Genomic DNA, 24,075 nt, shown 5'->3' with positions numbered 1-24,075 from the left:
GTGCTGCACGAGTCGGTCTTCCGCACCACGGACCTGCCGGTGAGCGACCGGTTCGAGGCGTGGGCGGAGCGCATGGGCCGGACCCACGCGCCCATGCGGCTCAGCAGCGACCGCCACGCGGACTACCGCGGCTCCCAACGCGTGATAGCGCTGGGCGACGTCGTCGTGTGGCCGGCCACCTTCGACCAACTGGTCTTCCGTCGTACGCCGAAACTCATCCGCGAGTCCGACCCCGAGACCTACCACCTGTCCCTCCTGCTGAAGGGCGAGGGAGCGGCCGACTGGGGCAGACAGCAGGCGGCCTACCGGATGAACGACTTCCACATCAACTCCTCCTCGCGGTCGTGGGAGGTGCTCACCGGCTCCGAGCCCGTCACCGTCCTCGGCGTCGAGGTCCCGCGTGCTCTGGTGGCCGTGCCCGGAGACCGGGCGGATCAGGTGCTGGGGAGCCTCCTGTCGGGCCGCGAGGGGATCGGCGCGCTGCTCTCGCAGTTCCTCCGCCAACTGGTCGCGGACACCTCCTCGTACCAGCCCTCGGACGCACCACGGCTGGGCACGGTCGTCGCCGACCTGGTCACGGCCCTCTTCGCGCACACCGTGGACGCCGACCTCCGGCTCCCGCCGGAGACCCGTGACCGCACCCTCGTCCTCCACGTCAAGACGTTCATCCACCGGCACCTGGACGACCCGGACCTGACTCCCGCCGGGATCGCCGCCGCGCACCACGTCTCCCGCAGCTATCTGTACCGCGTCTTCCAGGCCGAAGGCCTCACCGTGGCGTCCTACATCCGCGACCAGCGGCTGGAGCACGCACGCCGCGACCTCGCCGACCCCCGGCTGCGCGCCCTGCCCATCCGCGCCGTTGCCGCCCGCTGGGGCTACCCCCGGGCCGCCGAGTTCACCCGGGCCTTCCGCACCGCCTACGGGATCCCGCCCAGCGAACTGCGCGAACAGGCGCTGACCGAGGCGTAGGACGGCTTGCTTTTCGGGGTTCCCCGCGGCTCACTCCCGGCTGCCTCTCGACCTTCCCCGGCGCCACCGGTGGACGCTCCGCCAAGCAGATGTGGACCGTCCGCCAACGACACACCACCCGCCTCTCCCGCATCCTGGTGATCACCGCGGCGCACCGCCGCGACAACGGGGGCCGTGCCAGGACGACGGGGGAGTCCTGGCACGGCACGGACCCGCCCGCCCGCGCGCACCGCTCACGGACGGCCCACGTAGGGCCCGCGGATGGGCCGCGGATGATCGAGTGGTGACGGTCCGGCCACGGGCGTACCGTCGAACGGTGGACCCGACAGCGGACGCCTCTGTCCACTGACCTCTCCCCAGGGCCCGCTCCCGAGCGGGCGACACGTCATGAGCAGCCTCCCGCAGCCGACCTCAGCGCCCCGGACCACCGCCCGACAGGGTGGCGGGGGCAACGCGATGGCGCTGTTGGTGATCGCCTCGTGCCAGCTGATGGTGGTTCTGGACATCACCATCGTGAACATCGCGCTGCCGGACATCCAGCGCTCCCTGGACTTCTCCACCACCAGCCTGGCCTGGGTGGTCAACGCCTACACCCTCACCTTCGGCGGCCTGCTGCTGCTCGGCGGCCGGGTCGGCGACATCCTCGGCAGACGGCGGGTGTTCATCTTCGGAGTGCTGCTCTTCGTCCTCGCCTCCCTGCTCGGCGGACTCGCCCAGAACGAGGCCCAACTCCTCGCCGCGCGCGCCCTTCAGGGCGTCGGCGGCGCCATCGCGTCCCCGACCGCCCTGTCCCTGGTCAGCACGACGTTCCAGGAAGGACCCGAGCGCAACCGGGCGTTCGGGGTCTTCGCCGCGGTCTCGGCGGGCGGTGGCGCGATCGGCCTGCTCGCGGGCGGGATCCTCGTCGAGTGGCTGAACTGGCGGTGGGTGCTGTTCGTCAACGTTCCCATCGGACTGCTCATCGCCCTCGCCACGCCCCGCTTCATCAAAGAATCCGAGCGCCACCCCGGCCACTTCGACATCGCGGGCGCGCTGACCTCCACCGTGGGCATGGTGCTGCTGGTGTACGGGTTCATCAGAGCCGCGCAGGAAGGGTGGCGGGACGCGCTCACGATCGCCTCGTTCGTCGCGGCCGTCGTCGTCCTCGCGGTGTTCATCCTGGTCGAGCGGCGCTCCCGGCAGCCGATCACACCGCTGCACATGTTCGCCGACCGCAACAGAGCGGGCACCTACGGCATCATGCTGTGCCTCGCCGCGGCGATCTTCGGCATGTTCTTCTTCCTCACGCTCTTCGTGCAGAACGTGCTCGGCTTCAGCCCGCTCGCGGCCGGGTTCGCCTTCCTGCCGGTCAGCGCGGTCATCGCGGTCGGCGCCGGCCTCGCCTCGCGGTTCCTGCCCACGTACGGCCCCAAGCCGTTCATGGTGGTGGGCGCGATCCTCGCGGCGGGCGGCCTGTCCTGGCTGACCCTGACCGACGTCCACTCCACGTACGCGGGCAGCGTTCTCGGCCCGATGCTCGTCTTCAGCCTGGGCATGGGCATGGAGTTCGTCTCGCTCACGCTGATGGCGCTCTCCAACGTGTCCCCACTGGAGACCGGCGCGGCCTCCGGACTCCTCAACGCCACTCAGCAGGTGGGCGGTTCGCTCGGCCTGTCCATCCTGGTCACGATGTACGGCACCGCCAGCCGCAACGAGGCGGAGAAGCAGATCCCCGACTTCCTGGCCCAGGCGACCCCGGCCGAACGCCTGAACTTCCGGCGCACCGGCCAACTCCCGGCCCCCTGGTCCGACGAGGTCCTCACGGCCGGTGTCTCGGCCGCCTTCGTCATGGCGGCGATCTTCACGGTCCTCGCCGCTCTGATCGCGATCATCGTGATCCAGGTCCGGCCCTCGGACCTGGAACGCCTCAAGGGCGGCACGGTTCCGGGCGGCGGCTGAGGCGTGACTCGCCGTCAGGCGCGAACGGGTGACGGGCCATGGGTGGTCGGCTTGTCCGCGATGCTCGGGGCGGGCGCCCGGCGCCCGGCCGTGCCGCTCGCGGTCTTCTCCACAAGGGTGCGCCCGCCGAGGTCGAGCGCGCGTACCCGCCCCGAACTTGGTGCTTCGAGGGGGCGGCCTGCCGGTTAGGGTCCGCACATGGGGCATCGAGACGTGGGAATTCTGCATCCGGGAGCCATGGGCGCGCGCGTGGCGGCGCAGGCGGTGACGGCGGGAGCCGCGGTCTGGTGGCTGCCGCAAGGGCGGTCGGCGGCGAGTCGGGACCGGGCCGTCGAGTACGGACTGCGGTCCGCCGCGAGCATCCGGGAACTGGCCGAGACCTGTGAGGTCGTGCTGAGCGTCTGCCCTCCAGCCGCCGCGCTCGATGTAGCCGGACAGGTGGCGGCGGCCGGTTTCCGGGGCGTCTACGTGGATGCCAACGCGGTGAGTCCCGAGCGGATGGCCGAGATCACCGGCGTGTTCGCGGACAGTGCCGTGACCGTGGTGGACGGAGGGATCACCGGACCGCCCCCGCACGAGTCGGGCCGGACCCGGCTCTATCTCTCGGGCGACGACACGGCCGTGGCACGGGTCTCGGCCCTGTTCGACGGCACCGCGCTCACTCCGGTCACCCTGGCGGGGCCGATCGGGCGGGCGTCGGCGCTCAAGTTGGCCTTCGCCGCGTACAACAAGATCTCGTACGCCCTAGCCGCCCAGGCCTGCGCGCTGGCCGACGGTCACGGTGTGCTGGACGACCTGCTCGACCTGGCGCAACGGATGCTGCCGGACACCCCGCTGGCCGGCACGGAACACCTCGCCGCCGCCGGGCCGCGGGCGTGGCGCTGGGAGCCGGAGATGCGCGAGATCGCCCAGGCCTGCCGGGAAGTGGGCGTACCGTCCGTCTTCGCCGAGGCGGCCGCGCAGACGTTCGCCCGGTGGGAAGCGCACAAGGACGACCCGGCCGTGACCGGTGAGCGGTTGATCGCCGATCTCGTCCAGGGGACTTCGCCGTCCATGTCGCGCGACCGGACGGGTTTGCCGTCGCGGTGAGCGGCAACGCGATGTCCATGAGTGAACCGAACAGGAAGACGAATGAACAGTCCGCAGCCGAGCGGGTGACCGCGTCCAAGGCCCGGCGCACCGCGGACAAGGCGACCGCTCCGGCGGCCCGGGCCGCGAAGAGCGCCGCGACGAAGACGGACGACGCCGCGTCGGCCACCAGGTCGGGAGTCCAGCGCTCGGCCGAGGCGACCACCGGTGCCGTGCAGAGCGCGGCGCACAGTGCCTCACGCGGTGTCGAGGCGGGCCGTCAGGCGATCGTCGCGACGTCGGGCCAGGTCGCCGCGACCGCCAAGACGGCCTGGACGGTCATCGCGCACCGGAAGCTGATCGCCGCCGGTGTCGGCGCCGGCCTCTCCGCGCTGACCGCGGCCTCGTACGCCGTGGGCCGTCGCTCCGGCCGCCACCCGCAGGGCCCTCTCACCCGGCTCACCGGCGGTCGGATCTGACCCTTTCAGGTCGAGGTCAGGAGATCGGCCCCCGGCGGGTTCCCGCCGGGGGCCGGGTCGTGCCCGGCCCGATCGCGCACAGGTCGTCAGATCTGCAGCGGGGGACGCATCGCAGCGGGAGGCGTCGCGTTCCAGTGAGACCGTCGATGTGAAGCGTGCCACCCTCCTGGTGCTTCGGGTGGGGGTACGCGATCATGAGCCGAATGGACGCTCGTTTCCTCGGCATCGCCGATCTGGTCGAAGTCCCTTCCGTGGCGGTCGTGGTCGACGTCATGCGTGCTTTCACCGTGGCTGCCTGGGCCTTTGCCCAGGGGGCGGAAAAGATCGTTCTTGCCGGGTCGCTGGACGAAGCCCTGGCGCTCAAGGCTCGCCACCCGGATTGGGTGACACTCAAGGACGGTCCGCCCGCGCCCGGGTTCGACGCCGTCAACTCCCCGGGCCTGCTGCGGTCGGTCGACCTCGACGGACGGACCGTTGTGCAGAAGACCACGGCAGGGACGGTCGGCGCCCTGGCGGTCAAGGAGGCGTCGCTGGTGCTGTGCGCCGGCTTCGTGGTGGCGGAGGCGACGGCTCAGCTCCTGCGGACGCGCAGGAGCGACCGTGTCACGTTCGTGGTCACCGGCGAAGACGGCCGGGCCGAGGAAGATCTGGCGTGTGCTCAGTACATCGCCCGGAGGGTCACCGAGGCCGGGACGGACGCTGCTGAGTTCCTCCGCCGCGCTGCCGAGTCGCGCGCCGCCACCGAACTGTCGGAGGGGGTGCGTCAAGGAGTCCATTCCGACGACGTCGCGCTCTGCCTCGAGGTCGACCGGTTCCCCTTCGCCATGGTGGCGACCTTGGAAGGCTCACTCATGGTCCTGCGCCCACACGCCGTGCCTTCGCCGACCGGCGATGCCCCGAACTGACATCCCGATCGCCGTCCCGGCGGCGCGTCCTCGAAACGACTCGGGCGGCACCGAGGAAAGATCGAGCGGCCCCTCACCGCGTGGTGATCGGTCGCGGACGGGGGTAGACGCCGCACGACGTCACCGGCTTGCCGTTCGCGTCGTCGAGGCAGACCCCGACGTACGAGCCCCCGCCGACGACATCGGCGGGCAGGGTGGCGGGCACCGAAGTCACCGTGTTGCAGTGCGTGCTGCTGCTCCTGGGGCCGAGCGGGTTGGCATAACCGTCGAAGACGCTGTACCAAGCTCTGCGGCAGCCGACGGACTTGAGCGTCCCCTTGAAGTCCACCGACCGGTTGTACCAGGTCAGGGTGCCCGAGATGTAACTGCCTGCGCCGTCGGCCACGTAGACCGGGGTGGTGGGGTAGGCGGCGGCCGTGGCCGGTGCCGCCGCGACGGCCGGCGCAGTCAGCGCCGCGGACATGACCAGGCCCGCTGCGGTGAAGAGGGTGAGGGCAGATCGGCGCAACACGATGCAGGTCTCCTTCGGTGCGAGTTCGCGAGATGACGCCACAAGGCTGCCCGCAGCCCTTGCCGTGAACCCTGACGAGGTGGGGCGCGGCCACGCACGGTCCGCCGCTGCCTCCCCCGCGTCACCGGCCGACTGCTCAACTGTTCCTTGCACACGGTGAAGCAGTTCCGCAGATCCGGCCCCGGTGTCGGCGTGTTGTCCGATGCGTGCGCATGCCGCACGCGCCCCCCGGCCCCGCCGCACGCGCTCCCGCCGCGCTCGTCACCGTCTCGGTCCCGCGACGGCGTAGGCCGCGGTGCCGGTGACCGCGAGGACCAGGGCCGTCCAGGTGCCCGCTGCCGTGCCGGGCGGCAGCAGCATCCAGCTCATCACCCGCATCGGCGCATTCGTCGGGGGCGGGGCGAAGAACGAGAACGAGAGCCAGGCGAACGGCAGCGTCCAGGCGTACCGGCCGCCCGAGAACGCCGCGCCCAGGGCGACCAGCCCCGTCAGGCCCGCGCTGTCCCGGACGACGAACGCGGTGGTGGCCATGTCCTCGCCCATCGACTGCACTGCCGGCAGCACCGTGCCGACGACCGCCCCGCAGAGCAGCACGTGTGCCGCCCTGCGGGGCACCCAGCGGATCGCGGCCGTCCGGTCCAGCGCGAGGTCCTGCCCGCTGAGCCCGATCGAGGCCGCCATCGCTCCCGTGGCGAGGACGAGCGCGGGCAGCCGCGGATCGCCGGGCTCCCCGCTGCCGTCCCGGGCGAGTGACCACACCGCCACCGCGCTGATCACCACCGCGGCGAGCGACGCGGGTACCTGACGCGAGCGCGCGTACAGAGTCAGCCATCTCACCGGGACGCACCGCCGTTCAGCGCGTCGAACGCGTCCCCCTTGCAGGAGAACGCGGCGGTGCGCATCGCGTTGATCCGCGAGAGCTGTTCGGCCCGCGGCAGCGCCTCGAGTTCCTTCCACACCGGGCGGGTCTCGGTGTCGACCTCGCGGCGCAGCCCCGCCGACAGGGTGCCGGGAAGCGGCCTGAGATCCCCGAGGACCCAGCCCGCCGCGACGGTCTGCGCGAATTCGTCGTTCCCGAAGCTGCTCCAGCCGACGGGGGAGCATCCCGGCACCATGCCTTTGGCGATCAGGGCCAGGGTCAGCTCCTCGCCCTTCGCGGCGGCGATGATGTCGTCGTCGAAGTCGAAGAGCACGGTCCTGCGGGACCACTGCGGCGTGGAGCCTTCCGGCAGCACGGTGGCGTTCTCCCGCACCGCGACCGGCGCCTGGCTGCCCAGGGCGGCATGCAGCAGGCGCAGCGCCTCCTTGCCAGGGCCCGCGAGGTCGGCGAGTCGCCCCTGCTGTGTCTTCGTCACGCACACCGGGCCGTCGCACACCAGCTCCGCGGCGGCCTCGTCGACGACGTAGGTCCGGTGCGGGTCGGAGGGGAGGACGAGCAGGGCGAGCGCCGCGCCCGCCAGGACGGGTGTCAGGGCGATCAGCCGGGCACGTGGGGTCGCGGCGACCAGCAGCGCGAAGCCGGTCGCGGCCATGGCGAGCAGCCAGATCGTCTGCCCGACGTGCACGGAGGCGGAGAGCGTGACGAGTGCGTTGCGGGCGTCCTGCACCGCCGGTGACAGCAGGGAGACCTGGTTCGGCTCCGTGCTCGGGATCCCCGTCGCCGTGGTCGTCTCCGTGCGGCCCAACGACATCTGCATGAGGGCCGTGAACACGAAGGCGCTCATGGCCAGCGCGGGCGGGGTGAGCACGGACGGCAGGGCCCGCCCGGCCCCCATGCCCAGCACGGCCCCCGCGACGAGAGAGAGTGCCCCTACCAGCGAGATCGGCAGCCACCCGAAGTGCGTGTACCGGGTGTTGGCGACCACCTGGACCGCGCCCACGAGGACGAGAAGCGCAAACGCCGTGGTCAGTGTGACCGCCGTCGGGCCCGCCAGCGCGGCCGCGCGGTGCCGGGCGGGCCGCGGCGTGCTCGTCAGCAGCTCGGACATCTTCGAGCGGTGGTCGCGCAGACCCTGCAGCGCCCCGAGCCCCACGGCGAGCGGCCACAGGTAGAACAGCAGGGAGCGGGTCCACAGGGCCATGGACGTCCACTGGGCCGTCCACGCCGTGGTCCCCGTCCACCACGATCCGGGAATCAGGTACAGGAACGCCAGCGCCGGCACCAGGACCACGACACCGGCCCACGGGGCGACGGAGCGCCTCAGCTCGATACGCAGGACACGGACGTTCACCAATTTCCCCTTCCCTGACCGGGGTTGAGCAGCAGCGCCGAGTAGCCGCGCTCCAGTGGGCTGTCACCCACGTGCTCCGGGCCGCCCACCGAGGCCAGTTCGTCCGGAGGGCCCTGGAAGACCAGCCGGCCCTCGGCGAAGAGCACCACACCGGTGCAGGCGGCGGCGACGTCCTCCACCAGATGGGTCGAGACGACCACACAGGTGTCCGTGCCCAACTCCTGCAGCAGCTCACGGAAGCGCAGCCGCTGCGCCGGGTCCAGGCCCACCGTCGGCTCGTCCAGCAGCAGGATCGTCGGGTCGTTGACGATCGCCTGGGCGATGCCGACCCTGCGCACCATGCCGCCCGACAGGGTCTTCATCTTCTCGTCGGCGCGGTCGGCCAGACCCACCCGCTCCACGGCGCGCTGCACGGCGGCCGGGATGTCCGCCTTGGGCACCTCCTTGAGCCACGCCATGTACTCGACGAACTCGCGCACCGTGAAGCGCTTGTAGTAGCCGAACTCCTGCGGCAGGTAACCGATCCGGCGGCGCAGCGCACGGTGCTCGCCCGTGCCGCCCGCGGACTCGCCGAGCATCTCCAGGGTGCCCTCGGTGGGACGCAGTACGGTGGCCAGCGTCCGGATGAGCGTGGTCTTGCCTGCCCCGTTGGGGCCGAGGAGGCCGTGCACGCCGGTGCCCAGCGAGAGGTCGAGGCCGTTGACGGCCATCCGTTTCCTGCCGACCCTGACCTTCAGCCCGGTCGCCTGGATCTCCCAGGCGTAGGTCGTCGGTGCGATCTCCGCCGCACTCACCGCGGACGTCATGTGGTGTTCCTTCCGGATCGTCATCGATGGGCTCCCAGCAGGGAGTACGCGCCTCTGCGGGCGATCACGACACCGGTGCCGAGTGCGAGGATCAGCCCCCACGCGGGCAGGCCGCCCGTCTGCAGGGCGAAGCTCGTACGACTGGTGGCCAGGGTCGGCGCCACGACCACGGCGGCCCACACGGCAGCCAGTACGACGGCGGCGCGGGTCACACCGACGACACCGCCGAGCGCCAGCGTCGTCGTCGTGAAGGCCAGACAGGGCAGCAGCCACTGAGCCACCATCACCCCCGTCACCCATCCGCCCACCAGCAGCGCGGGGACGACCACGGCGAGCACGGACGCGGTGCGTCGCAGCACCAGATAGAGCCCGGCCCTGGGCACCGAGGCCGTCAGCTCGTAGGCCGGGTCCAGACCGCGCGACCAGGACGCCGCGACGCCGAGCACCGGCAGAACCGGCGCGAGCAGCAGCACCAGCGACACCTCGCCGTAGCCGGTGTCGGCCAGGTCGAGCAGCAGGGCCAGCAGTGTCACGCCCACGACCATGGCCAGCCACGGCACCATCGTCGGCGTCATCCATCGCGACAGCGGCGCCGACCAGCGCCGGCCGCGAGGCATCGTGGGGGTGACCGCCAACCGGGGTTCGAGGCCGGACCATACGGTGTCGACCAGCGCCGCCACGGCGGGCACCTCGGCCTCGACGGTGGCGGCCAGCCGGTCACGGCACATACGGCAGGTCTCCAGATGGGCCTCCACGGCCCACACCTCGTCGGCGGTGAGGTCCGGGCCGCCGCCCGCGTAGCCGTCGATGATCCGCTTCGACGCGTGTTCCCTGTTCATGCCAGCGCCCTCCGCATCGCGATCCGGGCCCGGCGGGCACGGGTCTTGACCGTTCCCTCGGGCAACTTGAGCAGGATCGCGGTCTCCCGGACGGACAGTCCGTCGAGCACCATCGCCTGCAGTACCTGTCTCAGCTCCGGCGCGAGGCATCGCAGCGCGTCCCCGACATCGCCGCCGACGGCCGCCGCGAGGGCTTCCTCCTCGGCGGCGGGCGCCGCCTCGGGCACGGCGGCGGCCGGCGGCGGCTCCGCGTGGTGAGCCCTGCGCCGGAACGCGTCGACGAGACGGCGCGCCGCGATCGTCCACAGCCAACCGGTGGCCGATCCTCCGACCGCGGCCCCGGCGAACGCGCCCGCCGCGCGCCACACCGCCAGATACGTCTCCTGCATGACCTCCGCGACGATCTGCTCGTCCGCGCACCGGCGGCGCAGCCGCACCGCCAACCACGGCGAAGTACGGCGGTACAGCTCCTCGAACGCGGCACGGTCACCTCTGGCCACCAGCCGGACGAGACGCTCCTCGTCCGGCGCGCGCGGTGCCTTGCTGATTGATCTCACACCGGCTAGACGCCCGAGCCGGACCGCAGGTTTTCCTCCCGACGTGATCCCCGCCACATGCGGAGAGACCCGTGGGCTCCGCTCCACTCAAGCTCCGCCCGTCGACGCGGCGGTCGTTTTGCCGGTCCGGAGGGTCCAGCCGGCGCCGCACGCTGCCTGCCTGACGGGGAAGCGCCGCTTCGACGTCGACCTGCCGTGCCCGAACTCCTTCGGTGTCGCCTCCCACCCTGTGCAACTTCCCATCGGCAAACCGCACATCGCCGTCACCCGTCGCGAAGGGGTCACCGAGAACCGCGCCGCTGTTCGTGCCGCGATCGAGTTTCGAAGTCCATCGTGCTCGCCGCCCACCCCGGTGACGTGCTCGCCACCTGGCCGCCACCCTCCGCGTCCTCTTCTCGACTTGATCCGTCCGACATCTTGACCTTGCTCCGAGCCGAGGCTTAGCGTTCCCGCGTTCGAGTCGAATTGAAACGATTCAAAACCGAGAACGATCATCTGGGAGCGCTCATGCGGGAACCGGTCGAGCAGGTCGAGCAGGGCGGCGGAATGTCACGGCGGGCGGTTCTCGCCGCCGGGACGACGGTGGGCATCGCGGCCGGGATCGTCGCCGCCCTGGGATCCGGGACGGCGGCCGCGGCGGCGCCGTCAGTCACCGGGACGCCGGGACCCGCCGCCGACTGGTTCGCCGCTCCCGCCCGTTCGGTGCGGCCCAAGTTCCGCTGGTGGTGGCCGGACGGTCTGGTGAACACCGACGAGATCGCCCGCGAGGTCGACCAGATCGCGGACGCGGGATTCGGCGGCGCGGAGATCGCCGCCGTCCATCACAGCATCAAGGACAAGTCGGTCCTGGACACCGCGCACCACGGGTGGGGCAGTCGGCCGTGGCGCGACGGCGTCGAGGCCGCCCTGCGCCGGGCCGCGAGACGGGGCCTCACCATCGACCTCACGCTCGGCCCGAGCTGGCCCGTCGCGGTCCCCGGCGTCACTCCGGACGACGCCGCCGCCGCCAAGGAACTCGTCCACGGCCGGGCCTCGTTGAGCGGCGGAGCCACCTTCCAGGGACCGGTGCCGCCACCCGTGCACGCCCCCGCCGCCGGTGTGACCCGGCAGCGACTCCTCGCCGTACAGGCCGCCCGCGTCGAGCCCGCGTACTCCACGCGCAAGGAGACCGGACTCGACCTCTCCAGCGTCCGCGACCTCACCTCCAACGTCGCCGAGGACGGCACCCTGACCTGGACGGCTCCCGACACGGGGGAGTGGACGCTGATCTCCTACTGGACGCGCGGCAGCGGTCAGCAGCCCGAGTCCGGCCCGCACTCCGCGCCCGCCGCCTACGTCGTCGACCACCTCGACCCGGCGGGGACCGCGGCCGTCACCGGCTTCTGGGAGCAGCACGTGCTGACCCCCACCGTGCGGAGCCTGCTGAAAGCGGCCGGCGGCGCCTTCTTCGAGGACTCCGTGGAGCTGGAGACGGACGGCCTGACCTGGACCCCGTCCCTGCCGGACGCCTTCGCCGAGCACACCGGCCGGCCCCTGCTGCCCTACCTGCCCGCCCTCGTCCTGAGCGACAGCAACCAGGTGTTCGCCTTCGAGGCGCAGCTGACCCGGCAGATCAGACACGACTTCTGGGAGACCTTCTCGGAACTCTTCAACCGGCACCACGTGCGCGCGCTGCGGGACTGGGCCCACTCCCTCGGCATGACCCTGCGCGCCCAGCCCTACGGACTCCAGACCGACGCGATCGAGTCCGCGGCGATCCTCGACATCCCCGAGGGCGAATCCCTCGGCTTCAAGAACCTCGACGACTTCCGCTGCCTGGCGGGCGGCAGGGACATGGCGGGCCACACGGTGCTGTCCTGCGAGTCGGGCGCCTACAACGGCTCCGCGTACGGCACCACCTGGGACCGCTTCCTGCGCACCATGGGCGGCGCCTACGCGGCGGGCGTCAACCAGACCGTCGTCCACGGGTTCTCCTACGCCACCGCGCCCGGCGTGAGCTGGCCCGGCTTCGCCGCCTTCAGCCCGTACAACGGCGCCTCGGGGTACGGCGAGTCGTGGGGACCCCGGCAGCCCAGCTGGCACCACGTGGCGGACATCGCCGCCTACCTCGGCCGGGTGCACGGCGTGCTCCAGTCCGGCACCGCCCGCGCCGACGTCGCCGTCTTCCGGCAGACCGGCTACGCCGCCACCGGCATCGGCGCGTCCTGGTTCACCGCGACCGGCATCCCGCTCGGCTGGACCCACCAGTTCCTCAGCGGTCCGCTGCTCGACCTGCCGAACGCCACCGTCTCGGGAGGCCGGCTCGCCCCGAACGGGCCTGCCTACAAGGCCCTGTTCGTCGAGGGCGACTTCTTCTACTCCTCCACGCCCACCCTCGCCACGGCCGACGCCCGCCGCCTGCTGTCGCTGGCCGAGGCCGGCCTGCCGATCGTCCTGCTGGGCGCCTTCGACCAGCCGCTCACCCCGGGGGTCCCCGACGACGGCGAGACCGACCGGCTGCGGGAGCTCCTGACCCGGCTGCTCGCTCTGCCCCACGTCACCCGGATCACCGACAAGGCCGCCGTGGGCGACGCCCTCGCCGGGCTCGGAGTCACCCCGGACGTACACCACGCCACCGCCTCGACGCTCTTGAACGCACACCGCGTCACCCGGGACGCCGACTTCTACTACCTCTGCAACGGCAAGCACGCGGAGACGGTCAAACCGCCCGTGGCCGCGATCGACCACCAGGTGACACTGCGCCACACCCGCCGCACACGGGGCGGGACGACGATTCCCTACCTGCTCGATCCCTGGACGGGAGAGGCCACACGGATCGCCCGGTACACCGAGGACGACGGCGACGTCACCGTGCGGGTCGCCCTCCAGCCCGGCCAGGTGATGATCGTCGCACTGGGACGTCCGGGACTCTTCGGCGACCGCAACGGGGCCAAGCCGCACGTCGTCGAAACGGACGCCTCCGAAGTCCTCTTCGACGGGCGCTCGCTGACGGTCCGTTCGACCGAGGCGGGCACCCGTACGACCCGGCTCTCGTCGGGCCGTACGGTCGCCACGACCATCGCGTCCGTACCCGCCCCCGTCACCCCGGGCCGCTGGCAGCTGGACGTCGACGACTGGTACCCCGGATCCTCCCCGACCCGGACCGACCACGTGCACCGCACGCTGACCCTCGAAACGCTGCTGCCCTGGTCGCAGATCCCGGAACTGGCCGACTCCGCGGGCATCGGACGCTACCGGACGACGATCGACCTGCCGGCCGGGTGGACCTCCGCGCACGGCGCCCGTCTGGAACTCGGCCAGGTCTCCGACACCGCCCGCGTCACCGTCAACGGCACCGGCGCCCCGCCCCTCGACCGTCTCCACCCGGTCGTCGACGTGGGCCCCCTGCTCCGACGCGGCCGCAACGTGATCGAGGTCGAGGTGGCGATCCCGCTCGTCAACCGGCTCCGAGTCGCCCAGCCCGCGGTCTTCGGCGCCGTCGCCCGACAGGACTTCGGTCTCGTGGGACCCGTACGGCTCGTCCCGTACGGGCAGGGCACGATCGGCTGAGGGAACGGGGGCCGGGGCGCCGCACCTTCCGGGCGACGCCTTTCGGACGTGTCCCGGCCGCCGGAACGACCGCAGGACCGGCCCCCTCACCGACCTTCGGCGCGCCGATCCAGACCATCGGCCGACTGCGTCCTCCGCGCGCCACCGGCACCGTGGGGGCATGGAGCGAACCAATCGGATCAGTCGGGCCAGGTTCCTGGCCGGGACGGCGGCGGTCGGCGCGGCGACCGTGCTCGGACCGGCGGGACGGGCGCACGCCACGGGACGAGGGAGCGGGCTGCGGCACCGGGGTGTCGTCTACACGGTGGGGGAGGGCGAGACCCCGGCCACGGGGTGGACCGCCGAGCGGATGCGGGCGGACCTGCGCGCCATCCGCCACGACCTGCACGCCGACACGGTCGACGTCACGGGCGACGGCGTCGAACGCCTCGCCGCGACCGCGACCGAGGCCGCCGAACACGGCCTGCACGTATGGCTTCAGCCCACGCTCGGGGACGTCCCGGTGCGGGACATCCTCGAACACCTCGCGGAGACCGGCCGGGTGGCGCAGCGGCTGCGCAGGCAGGGCGCGAGCGTGGACTTCAGCGTGGGCTGCGAGTTCTGGCTCTTCGTGCCCGGCATCGTGCCGGGGGAGACGGTGCTGGAGCGCGTACGCAACCTCATGAACGGGACCTACGACCCCGTGGTCATGCAGCGCCGTCTGGACGCCTTCACCGCGCGTGCCGCGAGGACCGGACGCTCGGTCTTCGACGGCCGGCTGTCCTACGCCGCCGCACAGGACGACCAGGTCGACTGGTCGCTGTTCGACGTCGTCGGCATCGACTACTACTCCTCCTACCCGCGACCCGCGGACCATGTGAAGGAGCTGCGCCGCCACACGCGCTGGGGGAAGCCGCTGGCCGTCACCGAGTTCGGCACCTGCGCCTATGTGGGTGCCCCGGACACGGGGGGCATGGGGTGGGACGTGGTCGACCACGACAAGGACCCCGAGGAGATCAAGGGCCACCTCGTCCGCAGCGAACGCACCCAGGCCGACTACGTCAGCACCCTCCTCGACGTCTTCGAGTCGATGGGACTGTACGCGGCGATGGCCTTCGAGTTCGTCACCCCGGACGCCCCGCACCGTGCCGACGACCCGCGATACGACCTCGACATGGCGTCCTACGCCGTCACCAGAACCGTGCAGAGGCGCCCCGGCCGTCCGGAAGCCGGCTGGCACTGGGAACCGAAGCAGGCCTTCCACGCCCTGGCCCGCCACTACGGCCGGTGCGCCGCCCCGCGTTGAGCGGACCCGACCGGCTCCGCGCGCCGTCCCGCGCCCGGGGAGCCGATGCGTTCCGGCCGCTGCCCTGGTCGACGCATGGAACGGCCGGTCGCGGTTACTCCGTCGTCATGGCACGCACATCGAGATCCGACCATGACGACACCACGCCGTCGGCGACCGGTCGGGCGGTCACGTCGGGGCCGGACGAGCAGGTGGAACGGCGGACGCCGGACGGTCCCGGACAGTTGCCGAAGCGCTCCTGGCCGGCCGTCCTCAAGGGCACCCTGCGGGAGTTCAAGGACGACGAACTCACGGACCGGGCCGCGGCGCTGACGTACTACGGGGTGCTGTCGATGTTCCCGGCCCTGCTGGTGCTGGTGTCGCTCCTGGGGCTGGCGGGGAAGTCGGCGACCGACGAGGTCCTGGACAACCTCCGCAAGGTGGCGCCCGGCTCGGCCCGCGACATCATCAGCGACGCGGTGCAGCAGTTGCAGGGGCGGGGCGGTGTCGGCTCGCTCATGGCGATCGTCGGTCTGGTGCTGGCGGTGTGGTCGGCCTCCGGCTACACGGCGGCCTTCATCCGCAGCGCCAACGCGGTCTACGACATGCCCGAGGGGCGGCCGGTGTGGAAGGTGCTGCCGCTGCGGGTGGGGGTGACGGTGGTGCTTCTGGTGCTCGCGGTCGCCAGCGCGCTGATCGTGGTGTTCACCGGCGGTCTGGCCCGGCAGGCCGGCGCCGCGCTGGGCATCGGGGACACGGCGCTGACCGTGTGGTCCGTCGCGAAGTGGCCGGTGCTGGTGCTCCTGGTCACGATCATGATCGCCCTGCTGTACTGGGCGACGCCGAACGTCCGGGGGCGCGGACTGCGGTGGATCACGCCCGGGAGCGTGCTGGCGCTGGTGATCTGGCTGGTCGCCTCCGCCGGCTTCGCCTTCTACGTGGCCAATTTCGGCTCGTACAACAAGACTTACGGCACGCTCGCAGGCGTGATCGTCTTCCTGGTGTGGCTGTGGATCAGCAACATCGCGATCCTGCTCGGCCTGGAGTTCGACGCCGAGCTGGCCCGGCAGCGGGCCGTGGCCGGAGGGTTGCCCGAGGGCGAGGAACCGTACGTCCGGCCCCGGGACACCCGTGCCTGGAGCGAGGACGACAGGCGTGGCGCGCAGTGACCGCGCGTTCAGCGCACCGGGAAGCCGAAGGAGTATCCCTGCTGCTTCAGCCACGGCAGGATCTCGCGCAGGGCCGCCACGGTCTGTGAGCGGTCCCCGCCCGCGTCGTGGAAGAGGATCGTCGGGCCGTTGGACACCTCGCTCTTGACGGTGGCGACGATGGCGGCGGCGCCCGGCCGCTCGAAGTCCTTGGTGTCCACGTTCCAGCCCAGCGGCCGCATCCCGCGGGAGGCGGCGAGATCGCGGCTGTAGGGGGTGAAGGCACCGCCCGGCGCCCGGTAGTACACCGGGCGGACGCCCCCGGAGGCTTCGGTGATCATCCGTTCGGCGTCCAGGATCTGCTGCGACTGGTAGGAGTCGGGCTTGGTGTCCATGGTGGTGTCGTGCGAGACCGTGTGGTTGCACAGCCGGTGTCCGTCCGCCACCACGGCCTTGACCAGGTCCGGGTGGGCCTCGGCCTGCGTGCCCACCATGCAGAAGGTCGCCTTCACACTGTTGTCCCGCAGCACCTGAAGGACCTGCGGCGTCCAGTCGGGGTCCGGACCGTCGTCGATCGTGATGTTGACGCCGCGGGCACCGTGGTCCGAGGCATGGGCGATGTCCACCGACACCCGGGCCGGAGCGGAACCCGCGGAGGGGCTCGCCGAGGCGCCCGCTCCCGCCTGCCCTCCGCCCACCGGTCCGGCCTGCGCGGTCCATACCGAGGTGACGGCGGCCATCGCCGTCACACCGACCGCCGCCGCGATAACCCGGCCGTACCATCCCCGCCCGCCATGCCGCGCCATGTCTGCCCTGTTCGTGTCGTGTCGGTGGATCCCGTGCCCCCGGTGATCCCGTGCAGCTGTCAGGACGGGGAAAAGACCCGGCGGGATCCGCCTGTTACCGATCACGGACAATTTCGCAGGGGTTCCGGGACGCATGGACGTCCGCCCCCCAACGGGCAGCTGTGCGACGCCCGTCGGGGGCGCGTTGTTCAGGGGCCCAGCGGGACGCACAGCAGGGCGGCGGGGCCCGGTGTGCTGCCGAAGCGGGTGGTGAAGGCGATGCCCGCGGCGTACTCGTCGGCGGCGCACTGGCCCTTGTAGCGGCCCTGGGCGAAGTCGCCGCCGGTGTCGGCGGGCCGGTTGTCGGACCGGTCGAACCAGACGGTCCGTCCGGCCCGGCCCAGCGCGGTGCGGGCGGGCACGCAGAGGGCGGCCGAGACGCGCTCCCCGCGGCGGCTGTAGCCGATGAGGAACTGACCAGCGGGACACTGGAGCTTGGTGTGGCCGCCGGCCCAGTCGCCGCCGGCGGGGACGTGGCGTTCGTCGGCGACGACCGTCTGCGTGCCGCCCGGGGCCCGCAGGTCGCCGCCGGTGGTGTCGGTGCACAGACCCCGGCCGCCGGTGTGGCTGAGACCGATCAGCCGAAGGCCGTCCGGGCAGGCGGCCTTGAAGGCTCCGGGATCCCAGTCCCCGCCGGCTCGTACCCGCAGGGACCGCACCGCGTCGCCGTGGTCGGTGGCGAGCATGCGCCGGACCGGCACCGGCGGAACGGTCCCGGTGCGGGTCGCGGACGTCATCAGGCGATCCCAGGCGGCGGCGCGCCAGTCGGCCTGGTCGAGGATGCCGTACCGGCGCCCCGTCGTGTCGTAGCGCAGCAGCGCCCAGTCGTCGTGGCCCTCCCAGCCGACCAGGGGCCAGTACGCGAAGTCGGCGTCGTGGTCGGCGAAGTGGTCGGTGAGGTTGCCGAACCAGGTGCGGGCGGCGGCGCCGGTCTCCTGTGCGCCGATGCCGAACTCGCTGATCCACACGGGGGCGGAGTAGTGCTGTCCCTCCGCGGTGACGAAGAAGGCCTGGTCGGTGAGGACCTGGGACAACTGGTCGCGGGTCAGGTCCTGGTAGCGCGGATCGTGGGTCTCGCCGATCCCGGTGGCACCACTGTGCCGGGGGCCGGTGTAGCCGTAGAAGTGGGCGGAGTAGACCAGCTTGTGCGCGTCCAGGAGCGTGTGCGAGAGCGTGCGGACGGGCGTGAGGGTGGGGCGCTCGTGCGGCAGCCCGTCCACGGGCAGCCCGGTCCAGTTGATGCCTTCGACGACGATGAGGAGGTCGGGGTCGGCCTCGGTGAGGATGCGGTCCGCCGCGAGCTGGGCCGCCGCGTACCAGTCGTGGTCGTCGCCGAGGCCCCAGTTGGGGTCGTCCAGGATGTCACGGCGTACCTCGTTGTAGAGATCCGCGCCCACGACACGGGAGTCGGCCGAGTAGCGGCGGGTCATGAAGACCCAGTCGTCCGTCCACTGCCGGGTGGTCTGACCGCTGTTCCAGCGTTCGTTGCCGTCCACGCCGCAGCACCAGCGGGTGGTGTTGGTGTGGTTGTTGAGGATGACCGCGAACCCGTCGCCGGTGAGGGCGGCCACGACGGCGTCGAAGACCTGCAGGGGTGTGCTGCCGCGCAGTCGCGGGTTGGCCGCGACCGCGGTGTCCGGCACCGGGGTCGTCGTGCGGATCATCTCGTTGGAGAACGGCAGCCGGATGCTGTTGATGCCGAGCCGGTGGAAGTCGGCGAGCAGCTCGGACAGCGGGGCGCGGTCCAGGCCGAGGGGTATGCCGGAGGAGTTCTGGCCGGCGTGGTGGTCGGCGGGATCGGCGGCGCTGCCGCTTCCCGACCACGAGCCCTGGGCACCGTCCCAGTTGGCGGACTTCAGGCGGAAGCGGCGCCCTTGCGCGTCGACGATGTAGCGGCCCCGGGTGGACAGGGGCGGCTGCCAGTCCTCCGCCGCCGGGGGAGCGGCCTCGGTGCCGGACGCGGCGGCGACGGCGTCGTGGGCGGCGGCGACCGGGGGCGCGGCGGCAGCGGCTGGTGCCGGGGTCAGCAGCGTGAGAACCACGGCTGCCGATGTCAGGTACTTGACAAGTCTGAAGGTCTGCATCCGGTCCTCTGCGGGGCGCGGTGGGGGTGGCGAACGGCGACCGACAGCCTACGAAATCCCGGCCGGGATGTCCCGGGTGCCGCGGGAACACGCGCTCACGGCCTGCGTACGCGCGCCGCGCCCGGCGCTCGGCTCCAGGGGGCCGGGCGCCGGGGACGGTCCGGACGGCCGGTGTCACCAGGTGTGCGCGACATCCACCACGAGGTGGTCGGCCAGGCGCAGCACCCGGAACGGCAGGCGTGCGCGAACGCCGAGCCCGAACTGCGTCACCCCTTCGAAGCTCCCGGCGTACCGGGTGTCCCGGAAGGTGCTGTACCCCGTGAGGTTCACGCCCGGCAGCGGCTGCGCCACCCGTCCCGGATAGGTGGGTGTGCCGGTCTCGGGGTTGTAGGAGGGCGCGTTGACCCGCACCTCCAGGATGGCACCGCCGCCGACGGCGATGGGGCGGCCCGAGCCGTCCTGGTAGAGCCGGTCGACATACGCGACCGAGAAGCCGAGTTCGGCGGCGCCCGCGCCCGGCACGTCGACGACGAACCGGTCGTAACAGTCGTGACGCCCGGTCCTGACGTTCGTCAGCGGCGTCGCCGTGCCGGCGAAGTACGTCTTGTCCAGGCTGCCCCAGCCGGTGGGGCAGGCCGTGGCGGCCCGGGTGGCCGTGGCCGGGGCGGCGGTGGCCGGGACCGCGGCCACACCCAGGGCGGCGGCCAGCAGAGCGGCGGTGGCCCAGAGTGTTCTGTTTCGCACCATGATCTCCCCCGAGGGACGTGTGTGGTGATGTGTCGGTTAAAAACAGAGACAACCTGATTGCCCCATAGGTTGCACTGTTTTCCGTCTCGATGTGGCGTCAGTGTGCCCGGCCTCCTCGGGCGGTCGCGAACGGGCGCGCGGACTCCGTCGGGCCGGCCGACGGACGCGCGTCACGGGCTCGTTCACACGACTGACAAAGAGCCGTCACACAGGACCGGAATGCCCGGCCGGCCGCCCCTGGTTCTCGCTGACATGACCTTGGGAGTAGCACTCGACGCGACCGACGCCGACAACCAGATCGACGCCACCGTGCGGCTCGCACAGGAGGCCCGGGCGGCCGGGCTGCGCTCCGCCTGGTTCGGGCAGACCTTCGGCGCGGACTCACCCCAGCTCGCGGCGATCGTCGGGCGCGAAGTGCCCGGCCTGCACGTGGGGACCTCCGCGATTCCCGTCTTCGGCCGCCACCCGCTGCTGGTGTCCAGCCAGGCCCAGACCGCCCAGGCGGCCACGCACGGTCGCTACCACCTCGGACTGGCGCTCGGCACCAAGCTCCTGACCGAGGCGGGCTTCGGCATCCCCTTCGAACGGCCCATCGCCCGCCTGCGTGAATTCCTCACCGCCCTGAGGCAGTTGACGGAGACCGGCGCCGCCGACTTCCACGGTGAACTGCTCACCGCGACCACCCCGCTCCCGGCGCGGGTGCCGGGAGCCGAGGCCGGCGTGCCGTTGCTCGTCGCCGCGATGGGTCCCCAGGCCCTCCGGGCCAGCGGCGAGCTGGCGGACGGGATCCTGCCGTATCTGGCGGGACCGCGCGCCCTGGAGGAGCACATCGTCCCGGCCGTCAACGCCGCGGCGGAGGCCGCGGGGCGTCCCGCGCCGAGGATCGTCGCCCTGGTGTACGGAGTGGTCACCGACGACGCCGACGCCGTACGGGAGAAGGCCACCGAGAAGCTCGCGTTCTACGAGCAGTTCCCGTCCTACGCGCGGGTCGTCGCACTCTCCGGCGGCCGGCGGGCCGGCGACGTGGCGGTGATCGGCGACGAGCGGACGGTCGCCGCCGAGGTGCGCCGCTACCGCGACGCCGGGGCGACGGAGGTGGTGTTCTCGGGCACGGGCATCGCCGGGGAAGCCGCACGCCGCCGCACCTGGGCACTCCTCGGAGAACTCGCCGGATGAGCCCCGTCGTGCCCCGGTTCACCAGCCGGTCAGCAACAGGTGGTTGACCAGCAGGGCCAGGGCGGCCTGGGCGGCCAGCCAGGCACGCGGGCGGGTGAGGAAAGCGCAGCACGGGAGGAGCCACAGGGCGAAGGGGAGCCAGATGCGTTCCGTCTCGGCCTTGCTCATGCCGGACAGGTCGGCGACGAGCAGGGCGAGCAGGGCGGCGGCCACGAGCAGGGCGAGACGGGCGTCCGCGCCGGAGCGATGCGGGCCGTCGGGCCGCGCGGGGCTCTCGCCGCGGTGGTGGCGGAGCGTCGCGCCGGTCCGCCGTAGCCCGGCCGCCGTCGCCAGGCCCGTGATCAGTACCGTGCAGGCGAGATTGGCCCACACCCAGTAGCCGTACGGGCGGATCCCGCCCGCGCCCTGCCGGTAGCGCGTGACCAGCAGCCGGTACGCCTCCCACCAGTCGAATCCGGCGAGGGTGAACGCCGTCGGCACGACGGCCGCCCCGGCGAGCAGAAGGACGAGCAGCTCCGGACGCTCCCGGACGCGCCCCCGGCCGAGCAGCAGTACCGCCGCGCCGATGAGCGCGAAGAGCGTGAGGCCGTAGGAGAGATAGCAGGTCAGACCGAAGAGCAGGCCTGAACCCAGCGCCCGGCTCCTGACCCGCCGTCCCGTGACCGCCAGGGCCAGCAGCGCCACGGACCACGCGGCTACCGCGGCGAAGTACGCGTCCGCCGACGTCCCCATCCACACCGCGGCCGGAGCCAGCACCAGGAAGGGTGCCGCCCGCCGCGCGAGCCCCTCGTCGGCCAGCGCCCGCACCGCCACCAGGACGGCCACACAGGCCGTCGCGCCGACGGCGACGCACCAGGTTCCGGCCCAGCCTCCGCCCCGCAGCCCGATCCGGTCGAGCAGGACGAACGTCAGCGTGGCCGCCGGGGGATGACCGGCGACATGCGCGGGCCAGTTGTCGGGGGACTCCAGCAGGATGTGGTGGGTGAAGTCGCGCAGTGCCGCCGGGACGTCGTGGAAACGGCCGACGACCTGGAGGTACTCGTGGCGGGAGGTGAGCCGGCCGGCGACGCCCCGCTGCCAGCCGTCGATCAGGGCGAGGGAAAGGATCCAGGCCGTGGCGGTGCCCCAGGCCGCCGCGAGCAGGGCCCGCCAGGGCAGGCGGGCGGCCAGGGCGGGACCGTACCCCACGGTCACGACCGCCACCACGACGGCCACCGGCGTGCCCGGTCCCAGATGAGGGCCCCAACTTCCCAACAAAGGAGGCCAGTTGACGCGCAAGGTGTGATGGGTGTGCTGGATGTGGTGGCCGATCAGCACGGCCGCCGTCACGAGCAGGGCGGCGGCGCCCACCGCGTACAGGTCGCGGCGGAGGTCGCGGGTGATGCCGCCGGAGCGTCGGACACGCGGCTCGGCTGAGCGCAGGGTGCTGTTCACACCGGCACGCTAGGCCGGGCGGCGGGTCGCGGGCCGCCGTCCGGGCCGGACGTCAGCGTTTCGTCATGGGTCGCGCACCCGTTTCCGGGGGTGCCGCGGCCTACGGTCGGATCATGCGAGACGACTCACGGCTCCCCACCTCCCCCGGCTTCTGGCGCAGCCCGCTGCGCGGCCCCTGGTTCACCTCGGTGCTCGGCCTGGTGCTGCTCGTCGGCATCACGGTGCTGTTCGTGACGGGGCTGGTCTCGTACGCCGCCTACAACCCGGACCTCTCCCCGGTGAACGACAAGACCCCGGACAAGGGGATCCTCGGCTTCTACCTCTTCTCCTGGCCGACCGACCCGCACTGGCTGTACCGGGTCGTCCAGGGCGTGCACGTCACTCTCGGCATCACCCTGATCCCCGTCCTGCTGGCCAAGCTGTGGTCGGTCGTGCCGAGGCTGTTCACGCTGCCGCCGGCCCGCTCGCTCGCCCACGCGCTCGAACGGCTCTCCCTGCTGTTGCTGGTCGGCGGCGCCCTGTTCGAGTTCACGACCGGCGTCCTCAACGTCCAGCTCGACTACGTCTTCCCCGGCTCCTTCTACCCCCTGCACTTCTACGGCGCATGGGTCTTCTTCGCCGCGTTCGTCGCCCACGCCGTCCTGAAGGTTCCGGCGGCCGTACGCAATCTGCGCCGCCTGCGGGCGGAGGAGCCGGCCTCGTCGCAGGAGCCCGCGCCCGAGCAGGAGCTCGTCTCCCCGCGCCCGGACCCCGCGACCGTCTCCCGACGCGGAGCGCTGTGGTTCGTCGGAGGCGGCTCCCTGCTGCTGTTCGCCACGACGGCCGGCCAGAGCTTCGACGGACCGCTGCGGCGCACCGCCCTGCTCGCTCCGCACGGTGGACCCGATCCGGGCAGCGGCCCGAACGGCTTCCAGATCAACAAGACAGCCGCCTACGCCGGGATCACCGCGCCGGAGACGGACGAGGACGCCTGGCGCCTCGTCGTCACGGGGCGCACCGGCACCCTCCGTCTCGGTCGCGCCGCTCTCCGTGAACTCCCGCTGCACAGTGCGGCGTTGCCCATCGCCTGCGTCGAGGGCTGGTCGACCTCGGACCAGTGGTGGCGGGGCGTACGGCTACGGGACCTCGCCGCGCTCGTCGGCTACGACGACCCGCCGGACGTGTTCGTCGAGTCCCTCCAGCGGCGCGGCGCCTTCCGCCACGCCGCCCTGCGCGCCAACCAGGTCGCCGACCCGCGCTCCCTGCTCGCCCTGTACGTCAACGGCGAGGCCCTGACCCCCGACCACGGCTACCCGGCGCGCGTCATCGTGCCCGCCGCGCCCGGCGTGCTCAACACCAAATGGGTGGCCCGGATGACCTTCGGAGAGACGCGATGACGCCCGTGCGACGCCGGCCGGTGATCGGCAGTCCCTTCCAGATCCTCCTGCTCGCCTGCTCGTTCGCGCTCGCCGCCTACGCGGGCGTACGTCTTCTCGCCGACGACTGGTTCGGCGTGGCGCTGTGGTGGGTGGGGGCGGCGCTG

At 72.3% G+C, this 24,075-nt stretch carries 20 protein-coding genes; 10 read left to right on the top strand and 10 right to left on the bottom strand.

What is annotated here, in order from left to right:
- The 5 genes from OG736_RS03295 to OG736_RS03275 all read left to right on the top strand — a co-directional run bounded on the left by OG736_RS03295 (position 1) and on the right by OG736_RS03275 (position 5,362).
- On the top strand, positions 1 to 972 hold the full coding sequence (locus OG736_RS03295; protein WP_327181053.1) for an AraC family transcriptional regulator: 972 nt from the start codon (positions 1 to 3) through the stop codon (positions 970 to 972).
- Between the two features lie 387 nt (positions 973 to 1,359).
- Positions 1,360 to 2,910, top strand: coding sequence for an MFS transporter (locus OG736_RS03290; protein WP_442816996.1), 1,551 nt, complete (start codon positions 1,360 to 1,362; stop codon positions 2,908 to 2,910).
- Between the two features lie 198 nt (positions 2,911 to 3,108).
- On the top strand, positions 3,109 to 3,999 hold the full coding sequence (locus OG736_RS03285) for an NAD(P)-dependent oxidoreductase (protein WP_327181052.1): 891 nt from the start codon (positions 3,109 to 3,111) through the stop codon (positions 3,997 to 3,999).
- Positions 4,000 to 4,010: 11 nt separating this feature from the next.
- On the top strand, positions 4,011 to 4,457 hold the full coding sequence (locus tag OG736_RS03280; RefSeq protein WP_142268593.1) for a hypothetical protein: 447 nt from the start codon (positions 4,011 to 4,013) through the stop codon (positions 4,455 to 4,457).
- A 203-nt stretch (positions 4,458 to 4,660) separates the two neighbouring features.
- Complete coding sequence (locus OG736_RS03275) at positions 4,661 to 5,362, top strand: 2-phosphosulfolactate phosphatase (RefSeq protein WP_327181051.1); 702 nt, start codon at positions 4,661 to 4,663, stop codon at positions 5,360 to 5,362.
- A 73-nt stretch (positions 5,363 to 5,435) separates the two neighbouring features.
- On the opposite strand, the gene OG736_RS03270 is transcribed toward OG736_RS03275, so the two are convergent.
- The 6 genes from OG736_RS03270 to OG736_RS03245 form a co-directional block, all read right to left on the bottom strand.
- Positions 5,436 to 5,873 (bottom strand): hypothetical protein, encoded by a 438-nt coding sequence (locus OG736_RS03270; protein ID WP_327181050.1) that lies wholly within the window; start codon positions 5,871 to 5,873, stop codon positions 5,436 to 5,438.
- 261 nt (positions 5,874 to 6,134) lie between these two features.
- On the bottom strand, positions 6,135 to 6,710 hold the full coding sequence (locus OG736_RS03265) for a hypothetical protein (RefSeq protein ID WP_327181049.1): 576 nt from the start codon (positions 6,708 to 6,710) through the stop codon (positions 6,135 to 6,137).
- Positions 6,707 to 8,104 (bottom strand): hypothetical protein, encoded by a 1,398-nt coding sequence (locus tag OG736_RS03260; RefSeq protein WP_327181048.1) that lies wholly within the window; start codon positions 8,102 to 8,104, stop codon positions 6,707 to 6,709. Before OG736_RS03260 ends, OG736_RS03265 begins: the two co-directional genes overlap by 4 nt.
- Positions 8,101 to 8,934: an ABC transporter ATP-binding protein gene (locus tag OG736_RS03255; RefSeq protein ID WP_327181047.1), complete on the bottom strand. Its 834-nt coding sequence runs from the start codon at positions 8,932 to 8,934 to the stop codon at positions 8,101 to 8,103. Before OG736_RS03255 ends, OG736_RS03260 begins: the two co-directional genes overlap by 4 nt.
- Positions 8,931 to 9,749 (bottom strand): anti-sigma factor, encoded by an 819-nt coding sequence (locus OG736_RS03250; RefSeq protein WP_327181046.1) that lies wholly within the window; start codon positions 9,747 to 9,749, stop codon positions 8,931 to 8,933. Before OG736_RS03250 ends, OG736_RS03255 begins: the two co-directional genes overlap by 4 nt.
- Complete coding sequence (locus OG736_RS03245; RefSeq protein WP_327181045.1) at positions 9,746 to 10,306, bottom strand: RNA polymerase sigma factor; 561 nt, start codon at positions 10,304 to 10,306, stop codon at positions 9,746 to 9,748. The genes OG736_RS03250 and OG736_RS03245 overlap by 4 nt, the downstream gene beginning before the upstream one ends.
- Positions 10,307 to 10,813: 507 nt before the next feature.
- Between OG736_RS03245 and OG736_RS03240 the strand changes: the two genes are divergently transcribed.
- The 3 genes from OG736_RS03240 (at position 10,814) to OG736_RS03230 (ending at position 16,288) form a co-directional block, all read left to right on the top strand.
- Positions 10,814 to 13,855 (top strand): glycosyl hydrolase, encoded by a 3,042-nt coding sequence (locus OG736_RS03240; RefSeq protein WP_327181044.1) that lies wholly within the window; start codon positions 10,814 to 10,816, stop codon positions 13,853 to 13,855.
- Between the two features lie 160 nt (positions 13,856 to 14,015).
- On the top strand, positions 14,016 to 15,140 hold the full coding sequence (locus tag OG736_RS03235) for a glycoside hydrolase family 113 protein (RefSeq protein ID WP_327181043.1): 1,125 nt from the start codon (positions 14,016 to 14,018) through the stop codon (positions 15,138 to 15,140).
- Positions 15,141 to 15,247: 107 nt separating this feature from the next.
- Entirely contained in the window at positions 15,248 to 16,288 is a 1,041-nt protein-coding gene (locus tag OG736_RS03230) for a YihY/virulence factor BrkB family protein (protein WP_327181042.1), read from the top strand.
- Between the two features lie 8 nt (positions 16,289 to 16,296).
- Here the strand turns inward: OG736_RS03230 and OG736_RS03225 are convergent, their stop codons facing one another.
- From OG736_RS03225 to OG736_RS03215, 3 genes are all read right to left on the bottom strand, one after another.
- On the bottom strand, positions 16,297 to 17,073 hold the full coding sequence (locus OG736_RS03225; RefSeq protein ID WP_327181041.1) for a polysaccharide deacetylase family protein: 777 nt from the start codon (positions 17,071 to 17,073) through the stop codon (positions 16,297 to 16,299).
- A gap of 188 nt (positions 17,074 to 17,261) precedes the next feature.
- The gene (locus tag OG736_RS03220; protein ID WP_327181040.1) at positions 17,262 to 19,196 is read right to left on the bottom strand and encodes a glycoside hydrolase family 5 protein; all 1,935 of its coding nucleotides are present in this window, start codon (positions 19,194 to 19,196) and stop codon (positions 17,262 to 17,264) included.
- Positions 19,197 to 19,370: 174 nt separating this feature from the next.
- Complete coding sequence (locus OG736_RS03215; RefSeq protein ID WP_327181039.1) at positions 19,371 to 19,943, bottom strand: AMIN-like domain-containing (lipo)protein; 573 nt, start codon at positions 19,941 to 19,943, stop codon at positions 19,371 to 19,373.
- A 252-nt stretch (positions 19,944 to 20,195) separates the two neighbouring features.
- Between OG736_RS03215 and OG736_RS03210 the strand changes: the two genes are divergently transcribed.
- Complete coding sequence (locus OG736_RS03210; RefSeq protein WP_327181038.1) at positions 20,196 to 21,119, top strand: LLM class F420-dependent oxidoreductase; 924 nt, start codon at positions 20,196 to 20,198, stop codon at positions 21,117 to 21,119.
- 18 nt (positions 21,120 to 21,137) lie between these two features.
- Here the strand turns inward: OG736_RS03210 and OG736_RS03205 are convergent, their stop codons facing one another.
- Complete coding sequence (locus OG736_RS03205) at positions 21,138 to 22,502, bottom strand: hypothetical protein (RefSeq protein WP_327187498.1); 1,365 nt, start codon at positions 22,500 to 22,502, stop codon at positions 21,138 to 21,140.
- Between the two features lie 164 nt (positions 22,503 to 22,666).
- Between OG736_RS03205 and OG736_RS03200 the strand changes: the two genes are divergently transcribed.
- Positions 22,667 to 23,929, top strand: coding sequence for a molybdopterin-dependent oxidoreductase (locus tag OG736_RS03200; protein ID WP_327181037.1), 1,263 nt, complete (start codon positions 22,667 to 22,669; stop codon positions 23,927 to 23,929).
- Positions 23,930 to 24,075: the final 146 nt, after the last annotated feature.

Origin of the sequence: Streptomyces sp. NBC_01334, from assembly GCF_035983595.1 — a bacterium.
Classification (GTDB): domain Bacteria; phylum Actinomycetota; class Actinomycetes; order Streptomycetales; family Streptomycetaceae; genus Streptomyces; species Streptomyces coriariae.
This window is presented reverse-complemented; position numbering and strand designations above follow the sequence as displayed.

Coding starts and splice junctions, on each gene's coding strand:
- OG736_RS03290 (WP_442816996.1), top strand. CDS start 1,360: ATGAGCAGCCTCCCGCAGCCGACCTCAGCGCCCCGGACCACCGCCCGA.
- OG736_RS03285 (WP_327181052.1), top strand. CDS start 3,109: ATGGGGCATCGAGACGTGGGAATTCTGCATCCGGGAGCCATGGGCGCG.
- OG736_RS03280 (WP_142268593.1), top strand. CDS start 4,011: ATGTCCATGAGTGAACCGAACAGGAAGACGAATGAACAGTCCGCAGCC.
- OG736_RS03275 (WP_327181051.1), top strand. CDS start 4,661: ATGGACGCTCGTTTCCTCGGCATCGCCGATCTGGTCGAAGTCCCTTCC.
- OG736_RS03255 (WP_327181047.1), bottom strand. CDS start 8,934: ATGACGATCCGGAAGGAACACCACATGACGTCCGCGGTGAGTGCGGCG.
- OG736_RS03250 (WP_327181046.1), bottom strand. CDS start 9,749: ATGAACAGGGAACACGCGTCGAAGCGGATCATCGACGGCTACGCGGGC.
- OG736_RS03240 (WP_327181044.1), top strand. CDS start 10,814: ATGCGGGAACCGGTCGAGCAGGTCGAGCAGGGCGGCGGAATGTCACGG.
- OG736_RS03235 (WP_327181043.1), top strand. CDS start 14,016: ATGGAGCGAACCAATCGGATCAGTCGGGCCAGGTTCCTGGCCGGGACG.
- OG736_RS03230 (WP_327181042.1), top strand. CDS start 15,248: ATGGCACGCACATCGAGATCCGACCATGACGACACCACGCCGTCGGCG.
- OG736_RS03225 (WP_327181041.1), bottom strand. CDS start 17,073: ATGGCGCGGCATGGCGGGCGGGGATGGTACGGCCGGGTTATCGCGGCG.
- OG736_RS03220 (WP_327181040.1), bottom strand. CDS start 19,196: ATGCAGACCTTCAGACTTGTCAAGTACCTGACATCGGCAGCCGTGGTT.
- OG736_RS03215 (WP_327181039.1), bottom strand. CDS start 19,943: ATGGTGCGAAACAGAACACTCTGGGCCACCGCCGCTCTGCTGGCCGCC.
- OG736_RS03210 (WP_327181038.1), top strand. CDS start 20,196: ATGACCTTGGGAGTAGCACTCGACGCGACCGACGCCGACAACCAGATC.
- OG736_RS03200 (WP_327181037.1), top strand. CDS start 22,667: ATGCGAGACGACTCACGGCTCCCCACCTCCCCCGGCTTCTGGCGCAGC.